We start from the raw sequence: 20,202 nt of genomic DNA, 5'->3' as shown, positions 1-20,202 counted from the left end.
ACGCACCATACTTTTTTTATTTATTTTCCAACTCAACTCCATCAAACAACCGTTTTACCGCATTATTATCGTGCATAGCTTCCGCTTTTTCTACTAGATTACGGGTTAAGTGTGGTGAAAAATAATTAATAAAATCATACATGTAATTACGTAAAAAGGTACTGTGTTTAAAGGCAATTTGAGTCATGCTAGAATTAAATAAATGGCTAGCATCAATGGCGACTAAGTCTGAATCTGCTTCCGTGTGTGCCATAGAGGCAATAATGCCAACCCCTAATCCTAATCTGACATAGGTTTTTATGACATCCGCATCAGTCGCCGTAAATACGATATTAGGTAAAATCCCCTCACTGTTAAAAGCATAATCTAAATCAGAAACACCAGTAAATCCAAAAGTATAGGTGATTAATGGATGTTTCCCCAATTCTGCAATGGTTAAATTCTTCACTTTTGCCAATGGGTGATCTTTTTTTACCACCACAGAACGATTCCAAAAATAGCAAGGCAACAATACTAAATCATCAAATAAATATTGTGCTTCGGTCGTAATCGCTAAATCTACCTCTCCCGATAATAACGCATCATAAATTTGATTCGGTGAACCTTGATGAACGTGTAAACTGACATCGGGATATTGCTTGGAAAAACGTTCAATCACCGCTGGTAACATATAACGAGCTTGCGTATTTGTGGTAGCAATGCGTAACACCCCATGATTAGGTTGGGTATATTCATCTGCAATGGCTCGAATAGCTTGGGTTTTCACCAACAACTCACGAGCAATCCCAATAATTTTTTTGCCCGCTGGCGTAATGGCTTTAATATGTTTTCCATTCCGCTCGAAAATTTCGAGCCCAAGTTCTTCTTCTAACAAACGCACTTGTTTACTAATCCCCGGTTGAGACGTATAAAGTGCAGCAGATGCTTCGGTAACATTTAAATTCTGATTAACAATTTCGACAATATAACGTAGTTGTTGAATTTTCATAAAAATTTCTCTTTAACGAATTCTACTCTTAATTTGCTAGGATTTTTTATAACGCTTATTAATGTCGCTATAACGTTTTACCGCTTTACGAATTTTTCCAGTATTCGCTCGGCGTTTGGTTTGTGTCACATCTAATTTCGTTTCCGTTTCAGGCGGTAACCCCACTAATTCACGTAAATAATTGACATTAACTAAATCCATTTCTTCCCAACCTCCACGTGGCAAAGATTTCATTAATTTAATATTTCCATAACGAATACGAATTAAACGGCTGACCTGAATGCCTTGACTTTCCCACAAACGACGAACTTCACGGTTACGACCTTCCATCAGTGTTACATCAAACCATTGATTTAATCCTGTACCGCCCATAGGTTTAATACTTTTAAAATTCGCTAAACCGTCTTCTAATTGTACCCCTTTACGCAAACGAGCAATTATCGCATCATTGACTTCACCAAACACTCGCACTGAATATTCACGCTCTACTTCTTGGCTTGGATGCATCAGACGATTCGCTAATTCACCATCTGTGGTAAACAATAATAAACCCGATGTATTAATATCTAAACGTCCAACTGCAATCCAACGAGAACCTGATAAGCGTGGTAAACGATCAAATACGGTGGCACGCCCCTCCGGGTCATTGCGAGTACACAACTCCCCTTCTGGTTTGTAATACATCAATACTCGGCATACTTCTTTTTGCACTGCAGTTAAATTAATTAAATTGCCATCAATACGAATTTTTAATCCTGAATGAACTGTGACGCGGTCACCAAGTGTTGCGATTTTACCGTCAACACTTACTCGCCCTGCTGCAATAATCGTTTCAATTTCACGGCGAGAACCTTGTCCTGCATTGGCTAAAATCTTTTGTAATTTTTCCCCAGCCACCGTTGGTTTTTTCTCCGCCATTGCTACTGGCTTTGGTTTACGCATAGGCAATGGTTTACGTTCGAAAGGAGCTTGCTCATTTTTGCTAGCACTATTTTTTGAAAGACCCGTTCGAGCATAATGAGTTTTTTCTGAATGCCCTTTTTCAGCACGATTTCTATCATTGTGATCATTGTCATTACGACCTTTTTCACTGCTAAAACGAGAATTGAACTGCGGTGATTTTTCAACCTTTTTAGTTGAACGTTCTGTTGAGCGAAATGGTGATTTCGCAGTTTGAAATTTCATAAATGTTTCCTTTATTGTCACTTTCCCAAGCGTCATTATAAAATAAGATAATTAAATAAATGGTGTTACTGAACCACTACCTTCTCGCAAAATAACAGGTGTTTCATCTGTTAAATCCACAACTGTTGTCGGTTCTTGACCTAAATAACCGCCATGAATAATCAAATCCACTTGACGTTCTAAACGATCACGAATTTCTTCGGGATCAGATTGCGTAATATGCTCTTCCTTTGGCAACATCAACGAACAAGATAAAATAGGTTCACCTAAAGCCTTTAATAAATCTAAGGCAATTTGATTATCTGGCACACGAATACCGATAGTTTTACGTTTTGATGTCATCAAACGACGAGGTAATTCTTTCGTGGCGGTTAAAATAAAAGTATAACGCCCTGGGGTATTATTTTTAATTAAACGGTAAGCCACATTACTCACTGTAGCATAATGAGATAATTCCGATAAATCACTGCAAACCAAAGTAAAATTATGCCCTTCAGGTAATTGACGAATTGCCACAATACGATCCATAGCATGCTTTTCGCCCATCATACAACCTAGGGCATACCCAGAATCTGTAGGATAAACAATCACACCGCCATTACGCAAAATTTCCACTGCTTGATTAATCAACCGTACTTGTGGATTTTCAGGATGAACATAGAAAAACTGACTCATGGTATTTCCATTGTAATTAATATAAAAAATCAAGCGGTATTATACTGCATTGTTATATACTTTTAATAGCGTTATATTTACTCATTTTTTTATAGAATATTACAATCAGGCAATATTTCAAATTATCCTGCAATCATTTGCCTAAGATATTGAAATTATGCTATTCTACTCTCCGTTTTTTACTAGCAATCTTTTCTTACGGAAATCTTAAATGTCTAATCAAAATCCCCAAATTGCCATTGTTATGGGTTCCAAAAGTGACTGGATAACAATGCAAGAAGCCACTCAAATCTTAGATGAATTAAATGTACCTTATCATGTGGAAGTGGTATCCGCTCACCGTACACCAGACAAATTGTTTAGCTTTGCAGAAACTGCCGAAAAAAACGGTTTCAAAGTGATTATTGCTGGTGCTGGCGGAGCCGCACATTTACCTGGCATGATCGCTGCAAAAACCTTGGTACCTGTATTAGGTGTGCCAGTAAAAAGTTCTATGTTAAGCGGAGTTGATAGTCTTTATTCTATCGTGCAAATGCCAAAAGGGATTCCTGTCGGCACATTAGCTATTGGTCCTGCGGGGGCTGCTAATGCAGGCTTATTAGCAGCTCAAATTTTAGCCGCTTGGGATACAGAATTATTAGTGCGTTTAAAAGCATTCCGTGAAAATCAAACCAATGTGGTGTTGGATAATCCAGATCCAAGAAGTTGATCAATTTTAACCGCACTTTATCATAAAAAGTGCGGTGCTTTTTTGAGATTTTTTACTATGCAACAAAGTACTTTATATCCTACTATTTATGTTCTAGGCAATGGTCAACTTGGGCGTATGTTACGTTATGCTGGAGCCCCTTTAGATATTAATGTTGAACCATTAGACTTTAACGCTCCCCTATTTGATTTGCCAAAAGATGCCATTATTACGGCGGAAATTGAACGTTGGGAACCAACGCCTTTAACTGAAATGCTCGGTAATCATGATAAATTTGTTAACCAAAAAGTGTTTGCCACTACCGCAGATCGGTTTAGCCAAAAATCGCTGTTAAATGAATTAAATCTTCCAACTTCGCCATGGACATTAGTAAAAAGTGCGGTGGATTTTAAGCATATTTTTACCAAAATAGGTGAAAAAGTGGTAATAAAACGCCGTACTGGTGGTTATGATGGTCGAGGACAATGGATTGTTACACCACAAAATCAAGATGTGATTACAGATGACTTATTCGGTGAAGTGATTGCGGAAAAATTTATTCCCTTTGATGGTGAAGTATCCATTGTGGGAGCTAGATTTAGAAATGGTGAAACTCGCTTTTATCCTGTAACGCATAATTTACAGCAAAATGGTATTTTACGTTATAGCGTTGCCGACAATTCAAATATTCATTTACAACCACAAGCAGAACAAATGCTTGGCAAAGTGATGCACAAACTCAACTATGTAGGTGTTATGGCAATGGAATGTTTTGTGGTTAAAAACCAACTATTAATTAATGAATTAGCCCCTCGAGTTCACAACAGCGTACATTGGACTCAACTCGGCTGCTCAATTAGCCAATTTGAATTGCATTTGCGAGCATTATTAGATTTACCAACGCCTAAATTAGAAATCTTTGCACCAAGTGTAATGGTCAATTTAATCGGTACAGCACATAATCCACAATGGTTAAACACGCCTTTTAGTCAAATCCATTGGTATGGCAAAGAAGTGCGAGCGGGGCGAAAATTAGGGCATATTAATTTGACTCATATCGATAAAAACCAATTAATCACTCAACTAAATAAATTACGTACGGAATTACCAGAAGATTATCACTCTGGTTTAGATTGGACGATTGAAAAATTAAAATAATTTAATTTTGTACTGCAATTTTTAAACTTTACCAAATTCAATAGTAAAATGGTTATACCTGATTGAATAACTACTTGCAATTTTAGGTTATACAGAGTATAAATTTTAATACATTAACAAAACATTTACATTTAAAAGGACAATAGCTATGTTTGAACATATTACTCCGGCACCTGCCGATCCTATTTTAGGCTTAGGCGAGGCATTTAAATCAGAAAATCGTGCCAATAAAATTAATTTAGGTATTGGTGTTTATAAAGATGCACATGGTTCAACACCGATTATGAAAGCGGTTAAAGAAGCAGAACAACGTTTATTTGATATTGAAACGACAAAAAATTATTTAGCGATTGACGGTGTAGCAGATTTTAATGAACGTACCAAAATCTTATTGTTTGGTGAAGGTTCAGAAATCGTTACCCAACGCCGTGCCAAAACCGTACAAAGTCTTGGTGGTACAGGGGCATTGCGTATTGCAGCAGAATTTATTAAACGCCAAACTAAAGCACAAAATGTGTGGATTAGCACGCCAACATGGCCAAACCACAATGCTATTTTCAATGCGGTTGGTATGACTATTCGTGAATATCGTTACTATGATGCTGAACGTAAAGCCTTAGATTGGGATAACCTAATTGCCGATTTAAGTAATGCTAGCGAGGGAGATGTGGTATTGCTACACGGTTGCTGTCATAACCCAACGGGTATCGACCCAACTCCAGAACAATGGCAACAATTAGCCAATTTGTCAGCCCAAAATGGTTGGTTGCCATTATTTGACTTCGCTTATCAAGGTTTAGGCAACGGTTTAGATGAAGATGCCGTAGGATTACGTACTTTTGCAGCAAACCATAAAGAACTATTAGTTGCCAGTTCTTACTCTAAAAACTTCGGTTTATACAACGAACGTGTTGGTGCATTTACGTTAGTGGCTGAAAATGAACAAATTGCTGCAACAGCTTTAACTCAAGTTAAAACTATTGTACGTACACTCTACTCTAACCCTGCTTCACATGGTGCTGCAACGGTTGCCATTGTGTTGGCGGATCCCGTATTACGTAAACAATGGGAAGATGAATTAACTGAAATGCGTAATCGTATTAAAGCGATGCGTACCAAATTTGTTGAATTACTCAAAGAATTTGGTGCAACACAAGATTTCGGCTTTATTACGCAACAAAACGGTATGTTCTCTTTCAGTGGATTAAATGCAGATCAAGTAGATCGCTTAAAAGATGAATTTGCGATTTATGCAGTACGTTCTGGTCGTATTAATGTGGCAGGTATTACCGAAGATAATATTCGTCATTTGTGTGAGAGTATTGTGAAAGTGCTTTAACTTTATAGATACGAAATTTTATATTTAACCCTGTAGCTAATGCAGGGTTATTTTTTCGTACTATGCTCCCACAAAAAAGGACGCTAAACAGCGTCCTAATTTTCTATTCTTTAAGAATTAAAGAGCAGATTTTGCTTTTTCAACTAAAGCAGCAAAAGCCACTTTATCGAATACAGCGATGTCAGCTAAAATCTTACGGTCGATTTCAACAGAGGCTTTTTTCAAGCCATTGATGAATTTACTGTAAGATAAACCGTTTTGACGTGCTGCAGCGTTGATACGTGCAATCCATAATTGACGGAATTGACGTTTACGTTGACGGCGGTCACGGTAAGCATATTGACCAGCTTTGATCACTGCTTGGAAAGCAACACGATACACACGTGAACGTGCACCATAATAACCTTTAGCGGCCTTAAGAACTTTCTTATGACGCGCTCTTGCAATAACACCACGTTTTACACGAGCCATTATTTAATCTCCTAATGTATATGTTTAACTAAAATTTACTAATGAACGCTTGTGCTTATCTTATGCGTATGGCAAGCACGCTACAACTAAAACTTGGTCTGCTTTCGCAACCATAGATTTATGACGTAGATGACGTTTACGTTTAGTGGTTTTCTTAGTCAAAATATGACGTAAGTGAGATTGTTTACGCTTGAAACCGCCAGAAGCTGTTTTCTTGAAACGCTTCGCAGCACCACGTACTGTTTTAATTTTAGGCATTGTTTAATAACTCCGCATTGTTTTGTTAAAAAAACGATAAATAGGCGAATGTTTTGCAACATTACTTGTAAAGCTCGTATTTATCACACTGATTATAACAGGCGTTTTCCCCCGTTATCATATAAAAGCAATCAGGCTGCTGAGTGTGCCTGATACGCTTTATATTTTTCATCAAGAAAGTATCTCAATGAAAAATTATTTCTTTTTAGGTGCTAGTACCATAATAGCTTGGCGACCTTCTAGTTTGCTTGGTGCTGATTCTACCACTGCAATTTCTGCCAAGTCATTTTTTACACGTTCTAACACATCAAAACCTAAGCTTTGGTGAACCATTTCACGTCCACGGAAACGAACGGTGATTTTAGCTTTATCCCCATCTTCCAAAAAGCGAACTAAGCTACGAAGTTTAATTTGATAGTCACCTTCATCTGTACCTGGACGGAATTTAATTTCCTTAACCTGTACTACTTTTTGTTTTTTCTTCTGCTCTTTAGCGGCTTTTTCTTTTTCGTAAATAAATTTACCGTAGTTCATAATACGACAAACTGGCGGTTCAGCATTTGGGCTAATCTCAACTAAGTCTAACTCAGCTTCTTCAGCTTTTGCTAATGCTTCTTGAATTGATACGATACCTAATTGCTCGCCGTCTTGATCGGTTAGGCGAACTTCTTTAACACGAATTTCATCATTAAGACGATGAGCTCGAGTTGTCTGAACACGTTTTACTGGTTTAATAGTGCAATTCCTCTAGTAACTTTATTTTTTATATCATATTTTCTCGCCAATTGTTCCTGAAGAAACAGCAGAAGAAATGATTTCTATCTTTGCTCTTAAACTGAGCAAAACAGGCAGAATTCTACGAGATTTTTCGAATTTATGCAATAAAAGAATGCTTTTTATACATAAAAATTTTGTGGTTAAGGGGTTTCCAATATTTCACACAATTTTTGCCCAAAAGGTTCACGCCAATCTCTCATCAAATCGGGTAATTTGTTTGAATCTTTTTGTTTAAGCCAAACCCATTTCATTAATTTTTCTAAACTCTTACGACTTGCAATGACTTCACAGGCTAAATCTTCAGGAACAATTTCTAGTAATTTTTGTTGCAAGGCTTTGAATGCTTTTTTATAACGTGGATCATCGGAAAATCGTTCAATTATTGCTGGGTAATCCGTAGCTTCAACACGTTTCATTTGTTCAATGACTTGCAACATTTTTTTACCATGAATCCGTACTTCTTGCGAATGAATACCTAAATCTAACAATGAGGATGTATTTTGTGGATTATATTTTGCTATCAACCATAAAGTTTCTGCACGAACCACAAAATTCAATGCAAGATCACGTTTAATCGCTTCTTGTTGTCGCCATTTTACTAATAATTTTAATCGCATTAATTGTTCTGAATTGAGCTTATTAGCATTTGGAATAGTTAAATAGGCTTTATCGGGGTCTTTAACTTTCCCTTGCTTTTCCAACAATAAATAGCTGTCAAATTGCACCGCACTTTGCCAAGGTGTTTTAGCGAGTTGGTCTGCCATTTTGTGATAAAGTGGTAACAAATACCATACATCTGCCGCCGCATATTCCAGTTGTTTGTCTGATAAAGGACGAGCCAACCAATCGGTTCGAGATGCTCCTTTATCAAGGCTAAATTCAAAATAATGCTGAATTAAAGTGGCTAACCCTGTGGAATTTGGGAAAGACAAAAAATTCGCCATAATTTGTGTATCAATTAACGGTATCGGTAACTGATTGAAATAATGTTGAAATACTTCTAAATCTTCATAGCAAGCATGCAACACTTTCAGCACATTTTTATTTGCTAATAAAGCAATAAAAGGCGAAAAATCGGTGATTTCATTAGGATCGATTAGACTGACTTGCTCGCCATCATAGAGTTGAATTAAACCTAATTTGGGATAATAACTGCGTACTCGGATAAATTCCGTATCTAAAGCAAGCACTGTTTTTTGTTGAGCCAATTCGCAAACTTGAGCCAAACCTTGATTATCACTAATCATCTGAAAGTGCGGTTTATTTTGGATTTTTTTTATCATGATTAATTATTCAGACGTTTCGCCAATTCTTCATCACGCAACACACGGCGTAAAATTTTACCAATATTGCTTTTTGGCAATTCGTCACGAAATTCAATTTGTTTCGGAATTTTATAGCCAGTTAAATGTTGGCGACAATGTTGACGTAGCTCATCACGGGTTAAGCTATCATCTTTTTTTACCACAAAAATTTTAATGGTTTCGCCAGATACTTCATGTGGAACACCTATCGCTACCACTTCTGCCACTTTATAATTTAACATCACTACATCTTCAATTTCATTTGGATATACATTAAAACCTGATACCAAAATCATATCTTTTTTACGATCCACAATACGTAGAATACCTTTTTTATTCATTGTGACAATGTCACCTGTGGCTAACCAACCATCTTTTAGCACTTCACCTGTGGCTTCTGGACGTTGCCAATAACCTTGCATTACCTGTTTACCTTTAACCCAAAGTTCACCTGTTTCCCCTAAATTTGCTTCATTGCCGTCTTCTTTCAAAATTTTAATATCTGTATTGGGTACTGGCAAACCAATACTACCGTCATGCACTAAACAATCTACCGTAGATGCTGCCACCAAAGGCGAACATTCAGTTAATCCATAACCCTCAATAATATTACAATCGGTTAATTCGTGCCAACGAGTTGCAATAGCTTGCTGAACTGGCATACCGCCACCGACTGTTAATTTTAATCCTGAGAAATCAACTTCTTTAAAATTCTCATTATTTAACAAAGCATTAAACAAGGTATTTACCCCTGTTAACGCCACAAAGTGATGTTTTTTCAATTCTTTAATAAAGCTATCAATATCACGTGGATTAGTAATTAATACTGCTGTTATGCCTAACTCAATAAATAATAGGCAGTTCGCACATAAGGCAAAAACGTGATATAACGGCAATGGCAAAATCGCTTTGCGTTCACGGCGATTATCGCCCACAAAAGGTTCGGCAATCCAACGAGCTTGCATCACATTCGCTACCATATTACCATGCGACAACATCGCACCTTTTGCCACCCCTGTGGTGCCACCAGTATATTGTAAAAAGGCTAAATCTGTTGGTTCTAATTCAGGGCGAACATATTGACGCATCTTGCCAATACTTAACACTTCACGAAAGGTTACTGCGTTTGGTAATTTATATTTTGGTACTAATTTTTTAACGTATTTCACTATAAAATTAACCAGCGTACGTTTACCAAAAGAAAGCTGATCTCCCATTCGCGTTAAAATAACATGCTTAACTGCGGTGTTAAATACGACTTTTTCTAAAGTCGATGCAAAGTTCGACACTACCACAATAGCGACTGCACCACTATCTTGTAATTGATGTTCCAATTCTCGTGGTGTATAAAGCGGATTGACATTCACCACGATTAAACCTGCACGCAACACACCAAATAAGGCTATCGGATATTGCAATAAATTTGGCATCATCAATGCGACACGATCGCCACGTTTCAGTTTTAATTCATTTTGTAAATAAGCGGCGAACGCCCGACTACGTTCTTCCAATTTGCGAAAAGTCAACGCTTTGCCCATATTAATATAAGCAGGGCGATCGGGATGTTTTTGCACCGCACTATCAAACATATCTAATAAATTAGGATATTTATTAATATCAACTTCTTTTTCTACCCCATTCGGATAATTATCAATCCATAATTTTTCCATATAAATCCTTATTATTTTTTACAACATTAACGTAGTACAAACGTACTTAACGTAGTACATAACGTACTTTTGGTTGGGCAAACCAGAATCGTCCCATTAATCCCCAGCGTGGTCCGAAGCCGAAAGGATAATAATCCCAGTCATCATATTCATAATAATATTCTTTCACTAACTGCCATTGTTTAAAGGCTTGTACGGTTACTACTGGATATTGATAGTCTGCTTGATCAATTTTACCCATCTCTTTTCCAGTCAACTTGCCTTTCACCGTAATGTATTGGTCTTTCAAACTTTCAGGATCCACAAAACCCTTTAAATATGCAATAAAACGACCATTTGTCGTGCTATCTAACACAGGTTTGGCAGAAAATGATGACACTTGCAAACTCAACACTTCTATCTTGGTTTGATTTTTCAGTACATCAACAGATAACACTTTACCGCCCAAGCGAACATCTTTACATTGACAAGCATAATGATCTTGATCGATATCCTTTAAATTTTGGATAGTGAATTCGTCTTTTTCTAACCCTTGTGGTGGATTAACGCAACCGACTAATAAAAGTGCGGTGATAAAAAACAATATTTTTTTCATAGCAACTCCTTATTTTGATAGCTATTCTCTATCAGGTAATTTTTTCCAAGTCACTTCATTACGCAAATACACAGGTTCAATTTCTGTGGCAGTAATAGTCTGCTTGGCAAACCACATCGGCACGGCGACGGAAAGCATATATTTTGCTGATGGCAAAGTAATTTCACTATTTTTAGCCATATTATTTAACGATGAATAAGCTTGCCATCCTGTACCAACAGTTAACCAATTCCCGCTTAATGGGTTAGCCTGCTCAAGCAATCTTGCTGGTGAACATACCTGTTCCGCAATTATTGCTTGCCATTGCAAAAACTCGCCAATTTCTAACCGCACTTTTTCAGCTTTTAAGGCGGAAAAATACACTTCATTCATACGAGCATCAATCGCACCAAGCACCTGTTCTGCTTGATGTTGTTGGTAAGCTGCTTGAGCCATGGCAGTCAAATTGGATACCGCAATGACAGGTAAATCTGCACCAAAAGCTAACCCTTGAGCTACACTCGCCCCTACTCGCACACCTGTAAAACTACCTGGACCACGCCCAAATACCAACGCATCTAGCTGGTTAAGCTGTAAGCCCGATTGCCCTAAAATCTGATCAATCATAGGTAAAATCCGTTTAGTATGGGTACGTTGTGCCACTTCATCTAAATGAGTAATTTCGCCCTGATGCAGTAACGCCACAGAACAGGCTTCTGTTGAAGTGTCCAAGGCGAGTAAAGTTAGCTTTGTCATAGTGTTCCATTTTTATTATTGCGGTGCAGTTTCTGCCAGCACAGGATATTTTGCATTCATCTCGTCCGACCATTTTACTAGATTTGGAAAACTTTTACCAAAATTAATGCCTAATTTTTCCGCACGTAATGTCCACCAATCAATCACACAAACAGCAAAGATTGTACCAATGTTCAATTCCGTGCCAAATTCCGCTAAATTTTGTTCTAATTGAGCAAAACTTTTTAAATTGCGATCCATTAATTGCTGATGACGACTGGTCCACCACTCTGCTTCTGGTCGCAACATTTTCTCGGAAATAATTGGCAAGGTATTTTCCATAATCCCATCGGCTAAATTATGCAACGCCAATACATTCCAACGGGCTTTACCTTCTTTTGGAAATAGTGTTGCATTTTTGCCTTTATTATCTAAATATTCCGCAATCAACAGACTACCGAATAACCAGCGTCCACAATTACGTTGCAACGCGGGGACACGTCCAAGCGGATTATCCTGATTATGTAGTGAATTAGAATCGAAAGATGATTTAATCGGTAACATCTCAATTTTATCATCTAATTGATGATGTTTAATAGTGACTAATACTTTACGCACAAACGGACTGGTTGTTGAATACCAAAGTTTCATAGGGTTTCTCCTTTGAATATATTTATACACGAAACAAATTAGATAATTTATAGTACAAATACTTTAATTCTGCAACTCTTTCAAAAAATCAACAATCTTAGTTAAATCTCTGGTACGTTTCGCATTTGGCAAACTTTTCAAAAAGGTTTCGCCATAAGGACGATTGACTAAACGGCTATCACAAATAATCACTGCTCCTTTGTCTGTAACATCACGAATTAGTCGCCCCACCCCTTGTTTTAAAGCAATGACCGCTTCTGGAATTTGTAAATCATTAAACGGTTCCCCACCCTGTAATTTACAATCTTCAATGCGAGCTTTAAGTAAGGGTTCATCTGGTGATGTAAAAGGCAATTTATCAATAATGACCAACGAAAGAGCCTCGCCCCTTACATCAATGCCCTCCCAAAAACTAGATGTGGCAACGAGTACACTGTGTGGTTCATGAATAAAATGATCGAGCAATTTGACTTTTGACATTTCGCCTTGTAATAAAATAGAAAGCTGACTGTTTGCACGGAAATATTCCGCCAAACCTTTCATCATAAAATAAGAAGTACAAAGCATAAAACAACGACCCTTGTTGGCTTCAATCACAGGTAATAACATTTCTGCTAATTGTTGCAAAGTGTGTTTTTGGTTGCTGCTTGGTAAATAACGTGGCACACAAAGCATGGCTTGTTCAGCATAATTAAAGGGACTATGTAGCACTTTTTGCTCGGCTTGTTGAATCCCTAAACGCTGGCAAAAATGATCGAAATTTCCACCGACTTCAAGGGTGGCAGAGGTGAAAATCCACGCCGCTTTTTGATTTGCCATTTGTTCACCGAATTTATCCGCCACGGTGAGTGGTGTAATATGCAAGCCAAATTGGCGGTTAAAAGTTTCGTACCAATAGCAGTAGCCTGTAATGCTGGTGTCAGCAAGGCGTGTGAGCTGTTTTTTTACTGCAATAATGCGGTCATAAATGCTGTCTAGGGTTTGCGAACGTCCTAAAGCGAGTTTCACCACTTCGGCGGTGAAATCCAATTTTTCTTGTAAAATTTCTAGCCCTTTTTGCACCACGATTTGTCGCAATAAATCTCGCCAGTTGCCACGTTGATTACCCTCTCCAAGTAATAAACGAAAATCTTGCACCATTTTTAACAGATGATCACTAGCTACTCCAAGCTGTTGCATATCTTTCACTTCGGTACGATAGACAATTTGTAAATCTTTACAAATATCAAATAGCTGGCGAGATGTGAGAGTTTGCCCAAAATATTGACTGGCAATATCAGGCAGTTGATGAGCTTCGTCAAAAATAATGACTTCCGCATCAGGAATAAGCTCAGCAAAGCCACTTTCTTTCACCGCCATATCCGCACAAAATAAATGATGATTGACTACGACCAAATCTGCTGCCAATGCCTTTTTACGAGCCAATGCCACATAACAATCGTTATAATGCGGACAATCCGAGCCTAAGCAGCTATCAGTAGTGCTGGTTAATTGTGGCAAAATCGGGCTATCTTCAGGCAATGTACTACATTCGGACAGATCCCCTGTTTGGGTGCTAATTTGCCATTTTTGTACTTTGCTTAAATCCACTAAAATGGATTTATCCCCAACTAAGCCCATATATTTCACCTGTTCCATACGTTCCAAGCATAAATAATTAGCTCGTCCTTTTAGTAAGGCGATTTTGCCTGTGTAATTTAAGGCTTGTTTAATGGCAGGTAAATCACGCTTAAATAATTGATCTTGTAAGTTCTTTGAACCAGTCGAAATAATCGTTTTCTTTTTGGCTAATAAAGCTGGGACTAGATAAGCAAAGGTTTTTCCCGTACCAGTACCAGCTTCAACGACAAGTGCGGTGCGATTTTTAATAGATTTTTCCACCGCAGTTGCCATGTCAAGCTGTTCCTGACGGGGACGAAAACCGCTAATCTGCTGGCTTAACGCCCCAGTTTCAGAGAAAATTTGGATTATTTCAGATTGCTTTGACATTATTATTTATTTGATTATTCATTTTGCGGTATTGTATCATCTTGATATGATAAAAAGACAAGTTTATCAAACAAATTTAAGGTTGCTATGTCCCCATTACCCATTCTCACGCTTTCTCACCTACACAAAAGCTATGATGGTAAACATCAGGTGAATCATGATATTTCCTTTGAACTGGCAAAAGGGGAAATTTTAACCCTGTTAGGACCATCAGGTTGTGGCAAAACCACGTTATTGCGTGCGATAGCAGGCTTTGAACGACCAGAACAGGGGGAAATTTATATTGGAGATCGTTTGGTTTGTTCGCCAAAGACATTTATTCATCCTCGTGATCGGAACGTGGGTTATGTGGTGCAAGAAGGGATTTTATTTCCGCATTTGTCTGTGTATCACAATGTAGCGTATGGCTTAGGTGATGGCAAAGGGAAATTACCTGAAGAACAACAGAAAATTGGTGAAATTTTGGCACTCACGGGAATGACAAATTTTGCCGATGCAATGCCACATCAGCTTTCAGGTGGGCAGCAACAGCGTGTGGCATTGGCTCGGGCGTTAGTAGTGTCGCCTGCGTTAATTTTGTTAGATGAACCCTTTTCGGCGTTAGATCAATATTTGCGATCTCAAATTCGAGATGAATTGTTGGCGATTTTAAAACGCAGTCAAACATCCGCCATTCTTGTCACTCACGATTGCGAAGAAGCCTTGCTTTGTTCGGATCGTATTGCCTTGTTATTTAATGGAAAATTGGTGCAATTAGATACGGCTCAGGGAATGTATTATCACCCCAATAGCTTAGAAATTGCACAATTTATCGGGGATACATTGATTATTGATGCCCTGTTAATTGCCTCTGAACAGGTACAATGTTTGTTAGGTCAAGTCAATATTCACCCCAATAATGCCCCCCTTGATTCACTGGGAAAATTGATGATTCGCCCCGAAAGTATTACGCTGATACCTGTAGATAAAAAGGCAAAATCTCCCTTAAATTTAACCGCACTTGCGTCATCAGGTACTCTGGTGAAATTGTTAAAACAGCAATTTCAAGGCAAACATAGCCATGTCTGGGTGGATATCGCAGGGCAAACGTTGGATTTTTCATTATCTAACACCTTTCGTTTATACACGGGGGAAAGTTATATTTTGCAGGTTCATGAACGAGCTAAATTCTACCTATAAATATTATTGAAAATCATTCTTATCTAGTTTAGTATAAAAAAGACTTTTAAAAGGTCAATGGATATGATTCATCATTTATAAGAAGGTATTGCAATGAAAAAGTTATTGAAAAAAAACGTGATTTTAACAGGCTTTACTGTCGCAGGTTTAATGTTATCTAATGTAGCAATGGCAGATCTGTTGGTATATAACGGTCAGCACAAAAATGCAGGCGTAGAAAAAGCAGCCCAATTATTTACCGAAAAAACAGGCATTAAAGTTGAATTAAAAACAGGTAAAACCCCTGAATTAGCAGGTTTATTGAAAGAAGAAAGGGCAAAATCGCCTGCGGATATTTTTATCGCTGAAAGCACAGGTCCATTCCTTTCCTTAAGTGAAGCTGGTTTATTAGCACCAGTGGGCGATGACGCATTAGCCAACGTAAAAGGCGAAAACGTGCCACAAGCTCCGAAAAAAGATTTTGTGCCAATTGGCGTGCGTAGCCGTGTGTTGGCGTATAACCCGAATAAAATTGCGGAAAAAGATTTGCCAAAATCTTGGACAGAAATGGTTAATGATCCAAAATGGAAAGGCAATTTCTCTTATCACCCAGGTTCTGGTGCATTAGTGGATCAAATTGCCATTTATAAAAAATTACACGGTTTAGATGCTACCAAAGCGTTCTTAAAAGCAATGAAAGAAAATGGACAATCTATTACTGGTCATACGCCTGCATTGAAAAAAGTGGATGCGGGTGAATTAGGTGTGGCGATGATTAACCAATATTATTTGGAACGTCTTTATAAAGAAAAAGGACAAGAAAATGTTCAAGCGAAAATCCACTATATGCGTAATGCGGATGCGGATTCTGCCTTGAGTTTCTCTGCGGCTGCGGTGTTGAAAGCGTCTAAACAGCAAAAAGAAGCTCAACAATTCTTGGCATTCTTAACCAGCAAAGATGGACAAGAAGCCTATATTTCCACATCAGGCGAATGGCCAACCAATGCGAAAGCCGTTTCACCTGTGAGCTATTTAGTGCCTCTGGATAGTTTAAATCCACCAAAAACCACCTTTAATAATTACGCCGAAATTGAAGAAGCAAAAACGTTGATTAAAGAAGCAGGTATTCAATAAAAAGGATTCGGGGTGTCGTTGTACACCCCGATTTTACGATGCAAACGAACATCAAACGTCCTCCAATTTGGCTAAGTGCGGTGGTAATTTTTATTATTTTGCCGATGTGTTTTCCTTTTCTGTATATTGCTCAATACGGTCTTTCCAGCAACGCTAGTCAAATTTCCCAATTATTATTTAACGCCCAAACCGCACGGTTATTATTAAACACCCTATTGCTTTGTTTTATTGTTACCAGCACGGCGATTTTACTGGCGTTAATCTGTGCTTTTTTGTTGGAACGTTGTCAAATTCGCTACAAAAATTTGTTGACCACCTTAATCAGTTTGCCTTTGTGTATTCCGTCTATCGTCAGCAGTTTCACGTGGTTTAGTGTGGATACCGTGTTATTTTCTGGCTTATTCGGTGCCTGTTTTGTGATGACATTAGTGTCTTTTCCGTTGGCATTTTTGCCGATTTCTGCCACCCTGAAACGATTGGACTCGGCATGGGAAGAAGTGAGCTATTCGCTTAATCGTTCTCGTTGGCATACATTTATCAAGGTCATTTTTCCCCAATTACGCCCCGCCATTGGCAGTGCGATCTTATTGATTGCGTTACATTTATTAATTGAATTTGGGGCGGTGGCGATTTTGGGTTACAAAACCTTTAGTGTGGCGATTTTTAATGAATTTGAAGCCTATTACAACACCCAAGAAGCCGTGTTGCTTTGTTTAGTGTTGGTGTTATTGTGCTTTGTTATTGTCGGCTTTGAATTAAAATTGCGTGGCAATGAACAAATTGTGCGTGTGGGCAAAGGGTTGATTTCGCCCCCTGCCCCGATCTCATTGGGCAAATTTGAATGGCTCGCTATTGGCTTTATTTTGTCGATTTTTGTGTTGGGCATTTTGGTGCCTGTGGTGATTTTAATTCAGTGGATATGGGAAGGATCGGCGATTCATAGTGAGTATTTTCAATGGTCGGATTATTTCAGCGTGCTGTTTAGCACCCTTTGGCTGACCTTAAGTGCGGCGTTAATTACGCTAATAATTGCCTTTCCGTTGGTGTGGATTTCCATTCGTTACCGATCCCCCTTTACCCAATATATTGAACGTTTACCCTTTATTTTGCACGCCATTCCTGCGGTGGTAATCGGCTTTGCCATTGCCAAATATAGCTTGTTGTATTTTCCATCTATTTATCAAACCCATTATGTGCTTTTCCCAGCCTATTTAATGCTCTATTTGCCTCTTGCTCAAACAGCTTTACGTTCGTCCATTGAGCAAATTCCCACAGGTATTGAGTGGATTTCTGATTCATTAGGTAAAACCCGTTGGCGACTGTTCCGCCGTGTGATTTTACCCTTGGTTTCCCCAGGGTTAATCGCAGGTTTCTCCCTGTGTTTTTTGCAAATGAGCAAAGAATTGACCGTAACCATAATTCTTTCGCCACGCCAACTTTCAACCCTGTCCATTGAATTGTGGCACGCAGAAGAAGGGTTGCAATATTCTATTGTTGCGGTGTATGGCTTATCGTTGATTGTATTTTCAGGGATACCTGTGTTTTTGTTGAAACGCTATTTGGCGAAGTGAGTTTGTGTTACAATTTAGCGACATTGATTTATCACATAAAAAGGAAAAATTATGCACCGCACTTTAATCAAATCTATAAGTAATGAACTTCGTCTTTATCAATATAATGAAATCCCCGTATTAGAACTCAATCACCCTGTCGGCACGGCAAAAATTGCTCTACAAGGTGCTCATTTATTCAGTTGGCAACCTGCACATTGCAAGCAAGATGTATTTTGGTTAAGTGAGATTGAACCATTTAAACAAGGTTCGGCAATTCGTGGTGGTGTGCCTATTTGTTTTCCGTGGTTTGGTAATGGTGGAACGCCAGCACATGGTTTTGCTCGTATTAGTTTATGGGATTTAACTGATTACGACATTCATCAAGATACAGTCAAAATTACCCTTTCTTTGTTAGCTGAAGATAAAACAGCCATAGCTAAGATCGAAATGATATTCTCGCAACAATGTGAATTAATTTTTACTAATTATCATCAAAACAATGCACAATTAGCCTTACATAGTTATTTTAAGGTGGGCGATATAGTACAAACTTTATTACATAATTTACCGATTACCACCTTTAATCAATTAATTCAACAACAAGAAACGGTGCCATCACCACGTGCTATTGAGGAAAATGTCGATTGTATTTATTCCGCAGAAAACGGTGCTACATTAATTGAAGATAAATTCAATCAACGTATTATTACTGTTGAACATATTAATGCTTCAGAAATTGTAGTGTGGAATCCGTGGCATAAACCAACTAGCAGTATGTCAGACATCGGATATGAAACCATGCTCTGCGTAGAAACTGCACGGATTAAAAAACCATTAAGCACAGATCCTGTTGGTGTGAAAATTCAGGTAAAATCCACCGCTGTTTAGATAAAACCACTCTGCTTTAACCACATTAATACCAGAGATGATACCAACAACGAGCCAACGGTAGTAATGCCGATAATATTTGCTACCGTTGTGCCATTTCCGCCCATGGCTTTGGTCATTGTATAAGCGGCAGAGGCTAATGGTGTGATTGCCATTAACAGCACAATCCCCATATTTATACCATTTAATCCTGCTAATTGGGCAAGAGATAACATCAATAAAGGGGATACCAATAAACGTCCTAGACTTCCCCAAGTTGCCACTTTTGAGGTATTGTTTAAACCACGAAAATTAATGCTTGCTCCAGCACAAATTAAAGCAAACGGCAAAGTAATATCCGCCAAATAATGCCCTGTTGTAGCAAGTGGTTTCGGTAGTTGTAAGTGAACAGTATTGGCCAAAAAACCAACCGCTATAGCAATAATCAGAGGATTTTTGCCAACACGTTGCATCATTTGTAATGCGTTGACTTTTTCATTTGACAGAGAGCGAGTTAAGGTAATAACAGCTAAGATATTATAAACAAAAATTAACGCAGCAGAATAAATAGATGCGGGTGTAAGAGCTTGTTGCCCATAAGCATTAACACAAAATGCTAATCCTAAAATACCATTATTGCCTCGATAAAAGGATTGCACTAGACTACTTCTTTCTCGTTTTTCCAGCACAAATCGGCTGGCTAAAAACTCACCGATTAAAAATAAAAAGACGGTGCCAGCGATGCCTACTGAAATCAATTTTATTTGCGAAAAATAGTCAATGTCTTTACCATAAACACTAAAAAATAACATTAATGGTAGCGTAATATTGAAAATTACTTTCGTTGCTTGATCGCAAAAACGTTCATCCACTACTTGTGAACGGCGTAACCACATACCGAGTAACAATAAGAGAATAATCGGTAATGTAACGTTTAACGAAAATAAAAAAGATGAAATGAATTGATCCATATATCACCATTAGATTTAAATTGGCAGTAGGCTTGAAATTTGATAAACAAACACTAT

The 20,202-nt window shown here is 38.1% G+C and carries 20 protein-coding genes; 7 read left to right on the top strand and 13 right to left on the bottom strand.

What is annotated here, in order from left to right:
* Positions 1-16 precede the first annotated feature (16 nt).
* From cysB to O1Q79_RS03875, 3 genes are all read right to left on the bottom strand, one after another.
* On the bottom strand, positions 17-988 hold the full coding sequence (gene cysB, locus O1Q79_RS03885; protein ID WP_386693045.1) for an HTH-type transcriptional regulator CysB: 972 nt from the start codon (positions 986-988) through the stop codon (positions 17-19).
* 36 nt (positions 989-1,024) lie between these two features.
* Positions 1,025-1,936 carry a 23S rRNA pseudouridine(2605) synthase RluB gene (gene rluB, locus O1Q79_RS03880; protein ID WP_386693345.1) on the bottom strand — a complete coding sequence of 304 codons (912 nt, stop codon included), beginning with the start codon at positions 1,934-1,936 and terminating at the stop codon, positions 1,025-1,027.
* A 288-nt stretch (positions 1,937-2,224) separates the two neighbouring features.
* Positions 2,225-2,848, bottom strand: a complete 624-nt coding sequence (locus O1Q79_RS03875; protein ID WP_386693044.1) for an L-threonylcarbamoyladenylate synthase — start codon at positions 2,846-2,848, stop codon at positions 2,225-2,227.
* A 211-nt stretch (positions 2,849-3,059) separates the two neighbouring features.
* On the opposite strand from O1Q79_RS03875, the gene purE reads away from it, so the two are divergent.
* The 3 genes from purE (at position 3,060) to O1Q79_RS03860 (ending at position 6,033) form a co-directional block, all read left to right on the top strand.
* Positions 3,060-3,557, top strand: coding sequence for a 5-(carboxyamino)imidazole ribonucleotide mutase (gene purE / locus O1Q79_RS03870; RefSeq protein ID WP_386693043.1), 498 nt, complete (start codon positions 3,060-3,062; stop codon positions 3,555-3,557).
* A gap of 57 nt (positions 3,558-3,614) precedes the next feature.
* On the top strand, positions 3,615-4,694 hold the full coding sequence (purK, locus tag O1Q79_RS03865; RefSeq protein ID WP_386693042.1) for a 5-(carboxyamino)imidazole ribonucleotide synthase: 1,080 nt from the start codon (positions 3,615-3,617) through the stop codon (positions 4,692-4,694).
* 148 nt (positions 4,695-4,842) lie between these two features.
* Positions 4,843-6,033 carry an amino acid aminotransferase gene (locus tag O1Q79_RS03860; RefSeq protein ID WP_386693041.1) on the top strand — a complete coding sequence of 397 codons (1,191 nt, stop codon included), beginning with the start codon at positions 4,843-4,845 and terminating at the stop codon, positions 6,031-6,033.
* A 117-nt stretch (positions 6,034-6,150) separates the two neighbouring features.
* Here O1Q79_RS03860 and rplT read toward each other — a convergent pair whose 3' ends face one another.
* From rplT to O1Q79_RS03815, 9 genes are all read right to left on the bottom strand, one after another.
* Complete coding sequence (gene rplT / locus O1Q79_RS03855) at positions 6,151-6,504, bottom strand: 50S ribosomal protein L20 (RefSeq protein ID WP_005596075.1); 354 nt, start codon at positions 6,502-6,504, stop codon at positions 6,151-6,153.
* Between the two features lie 60 nt (positions 6,505-6,564).
* A complete protein-coding gene (rpmI, locus tag O1Q79_RS03850; RefSeq protein WP_005596065.1) occupies positions 6,565-6,762 on the bottom strand; it encodes a 50S ribosomal protein L35 in 198 nt (65 codons plus the stop codon).
* A gap of 195 nt (positions 6,763-6,957) precedes the next feature.
* Positions 6,958-7,497, bottom strand: coding sequence for a translation initiation factor IF-3 (gene infC / locus O1Q79_RS03845; protein ID WP_386690242.1), 540 nt, complete (start codon positions 7,495-7,497; stop codon positions 6,958-6,960).
* Between the two features lie 182 nt (positions 7,498-7,679).
* Positions 7,680-8,822 (bottom strand): ribonuclease D, encoded by a 1,143-nt coding sequence (gene rnd, locus O1Q79_RS03840; RefSeq protein WP_386693040.1) that lies wholly within the window; start codon positions 8,820-8,822, stop codon positions 7,680-7,682.
* 2 nt (positions 8,823-8,824) lie between these two features.
* Positions 8,825-10,513: a long-chain-fatty-acid--CoA ligase FadD gene (fadD, locus tag O1Q79_RS03835; RefSeq protein ID WP_386693039.1), complete on the bottom strand. Its 1,689-nt coding sequence runs from the start codon at positions 10,511-10,513 to the stop codon at positions 8,825-8,827.
* Between the two features lie 46 nt (positions 10,514-10,559).
* Positions 10,560-11,108, bottom strand: coding sequence for a Slp family lipoprotein (locus tag O1Q79_RS03830; protein WP_386686232.1), 549 nt, complete (start codon positions 11,106-11,108; stop codon positions 10,560-10,562).
* Positions 11,109-11,129: 21 nt separating this feature from the next.
* Complete coding sequence (gene tsaB / locus O1Q79_RS03825; RefSeq protein WP_386693038.1) at positions 11,130-11,843, bottom strand: tRNA (adenosine(37)-N6)-threonylcarbamoyltransferase complex dimerization subunit type 1 TsaB; 714 nt, start codon at positions 11,841-11,843, stop codon at positions 11,130-11,132.
* A 15-nt stretch (positions 11,844-11,858) separates the two neighbouring features.
* Positions 11,859-12,473 carry a glutathione S-transferase gene (locus tag O1Q79_RS03820; RefSeq protein WP_386693037.1) on the bottom strand — a complete coding sequence of 205 codons (615 nt, stop codon included), beginning with the start codon at positions 12,471-12,473 and terminating at the stop codon, positions 11,859-11,861.
* Between the two features lie 63 nt (positions 12,474-12,536).
* Entirely contained in the window at positions 12,537-14,462 is a 1,926-nt protein-coding gene (locus tag O1Q79_RS03815) for an ATP-dependent DNA helicase (protein ID WP_386693036.1), read from the bottom strand.
* A gap of 87 nt (positions 14,463-14,549) precedes the next feature.
* Between O1Q79_RS03815 and O1Q79_RS03810 the strand changes: the two genes are divergently transcribed.
* The 4 genes from O1Q79_RS03810 to O1Q79_RS03795 all read left to right on the top strand — a co-directional run bounded on the left by O1Q79_RS03810 (position 14,550) and on the right by O1Q79_RS03795 (position 19,195).
* The gene (locus O1Q79_RS03810) at positions 14,550-15,641 is read left to right on the top strand and encodes an ABC transporter ATP-binding protein (RefSeq protein ID WP_386693034.1); all 1,092 of its coding nucleotides are present in this window, start codon (positions 14,550-14,552) and stop codon (positions 15,639-15,641) included.
* A 93-nt stretch (positions 15,642-15,734) separates the two neighbouring features.
* Positions 15,735-16,754, top strand: coding sequence for an extracellular solute-binding protein (locus O1Q79_RS03805; RefSeq protein ID WP_386693033.1), 1,020 nt, complete (start codon positions 15,735-15,737; stop codon positions 16,752-16,754).
* A gap of 38 nt (positions 16,755-16,792) precedes the next feature.
* The gene (locus O1Q79_RS03800; RefSeq protein WP_386693032.1) at positions 16,793-18,325 is read left to right on the top strand and encodes an ABC transporter permease; all 1,533 of its coding nucleotides are present in this window, start codon (positions 16,793-16,795) and stop codon (positions 18,323-18,325) included.
* Between the two features lie 51 nt (positions 18,326-18,376).
* Positions 18,377-19,195, top strand: a complete 819-nt coding sequence (locus tag O1Q79_RS03795; RefSeq protein WP_386693031.1) for a D-hexose-6-phosphate mutarotase — start codon at positions 18,377-18,379, stop codon at positions 19,193-19,195.
* Here the strand turns inward: O1Q79_RS03795 and O1Q79_RS03790 are convergent.
* Entirely contained in the window at positions 19,192-20,145 is a 954-nt protein-coding gene (locus tag O1Q79_RS03790; RefSeq protein ID WP_386693030.1) for an AEC family transporter, read from the bottom strand. The genes O1Q79_RS03795 and O1Q79_RS03790 overlap by 4 nt on opposite strands.
* Positions 20,146-20,202 lie beyond the last annotated feature (57 nt).

The sequence above is a fragment of the Lonepinella sp. MS14434 genome, from assembly GCF_042468235.1.
In the GTDB taxonomy this organism is placed as follows: Bacteria; Pseudomonadota; Gammaproteobacteria; order Enterobacterales; family Pasteurellaceae; genus Lonepinella.
Note: the sequence above shows the minus strand (reverse complement) of the source record. Positions and strands in the feature narration are given on the sequence as shown.

Coding starts and splice junctions, on each gene's coding strand:
- cysB (WP_386693045.1), bottom strand. CDS start 988: ATGAAAATTCAACAACTACGTTATATTGTCGAAATTGTTAATCAGAAT.
- O1Q79_RS03875 (WP_386693044.1), bottom strand. CDS start 2,848: ATGAGTCAGTTTTTCTATGTTCATCCTGAAAATCCACAAGTACGGTTG.
- purE (WP_386693043.1), top strand. CDS start 3,060: ATGTCTAATCAAAATCCCCAAATTGCCATTGTTATGGGTTCCAAAAGT.
- purK (WP_386693042.1), top strand. CDS start 3,615: ATGCAACAAAGTACTTTATATCCTACTATTTATGTTCTAGGCAATGGT.
- O1Q79_RS03860 (WP_386693041.1), top strand. CDS start 4,843: ATGTTTGAACATATTACTCCGGCACCTGCCGATCCTATTTTAGGCTTA.
- rplT (WP_005596075.1), bottom strand. CDS start 6,504: ATGGCTCGTGTAAAACGTGGTGTTATTGCAAGAGCGCGTCATAAGAAA.
- rpmI (WP_005596065.1), bottom strand. CDS start 6,762: ATGCCTAAAATTAAAACAGTACGTGGTGCTGCGAAGCGTTTCAAGAAA.
- rnd (WP_386693040.1), bottom strand. CDS start 8,822: ATGATAAAAAAAATCCAAAATAAACCGCACTTTCAGATGATTAGTGAT.
- fadD (WP_386693039.1), bottom strand. CDS start 10,513: ATGGAAAAATTATGGATTGATAATTATCCGAATGGGGTAGAAAAAGAA.
- O1Q79_RS03830 (WP_386686232.1), bottom strand. CDS start 11,108: ATGAAAAAAATATTGTTTTTTATCACCGCACTTTTATTAGTCGGTTGC.
- tsaB (WP_386693038.1), bottom strand. CDS start 11,843: ATGACAAAGCTAACTTTACTCGCCTTGGACACTTCAACAGAAGCCTGT.
- O1Q79_RS03820 (WP_386693037.1), bottom strand. CDS start 12,473: ATGAAACTTTGGTATTCAACAACCAGTCCGTTTGTGCGTAAAGTATTA.
- O1Q79_RS03815 (WP_386693036.1), bottom strand. CDS start 14,462: ATGTCAAAGCAATCTGAAATAATCCAAATTTTCTCTGAAACTGGGGCG.
- O1Q79_RS03810 (WP_386693034.1), top strand. CDS start 14,550: ATGTCCCCATTACCCATTCTCACGCTTTCTCACCTACACAAAAGCTAT.
- O1Q79_RS03805 (WP_386693033.1), top strand. CDS start 15,735: ATGAAAAAGTTATTGAAAAAAAACGTGATTTTAACAGGCTTTACTGTC.
- O1Q79_RS03800 (WP_386693032.1), top strand. CDS start 16,793: ATGCAAACGAACATCAAACGTCCTCCAATTTGGCTAAGTGCGGTGGTA.
- O1Q79_RS03795 (WP_386693031.1), top strand. CDS start 18,377: ATGCACCGCACTTTAATCAAATCTATAAGTAATGAACTTCGTCTTTAT.
- O1Q79_RS03790 (WP_386693030.1), bottom strand. CDS start 20,145: ATGGATCAATTCATTTCATCTTTTTTATTTTCGTTAAACGTTACATTA.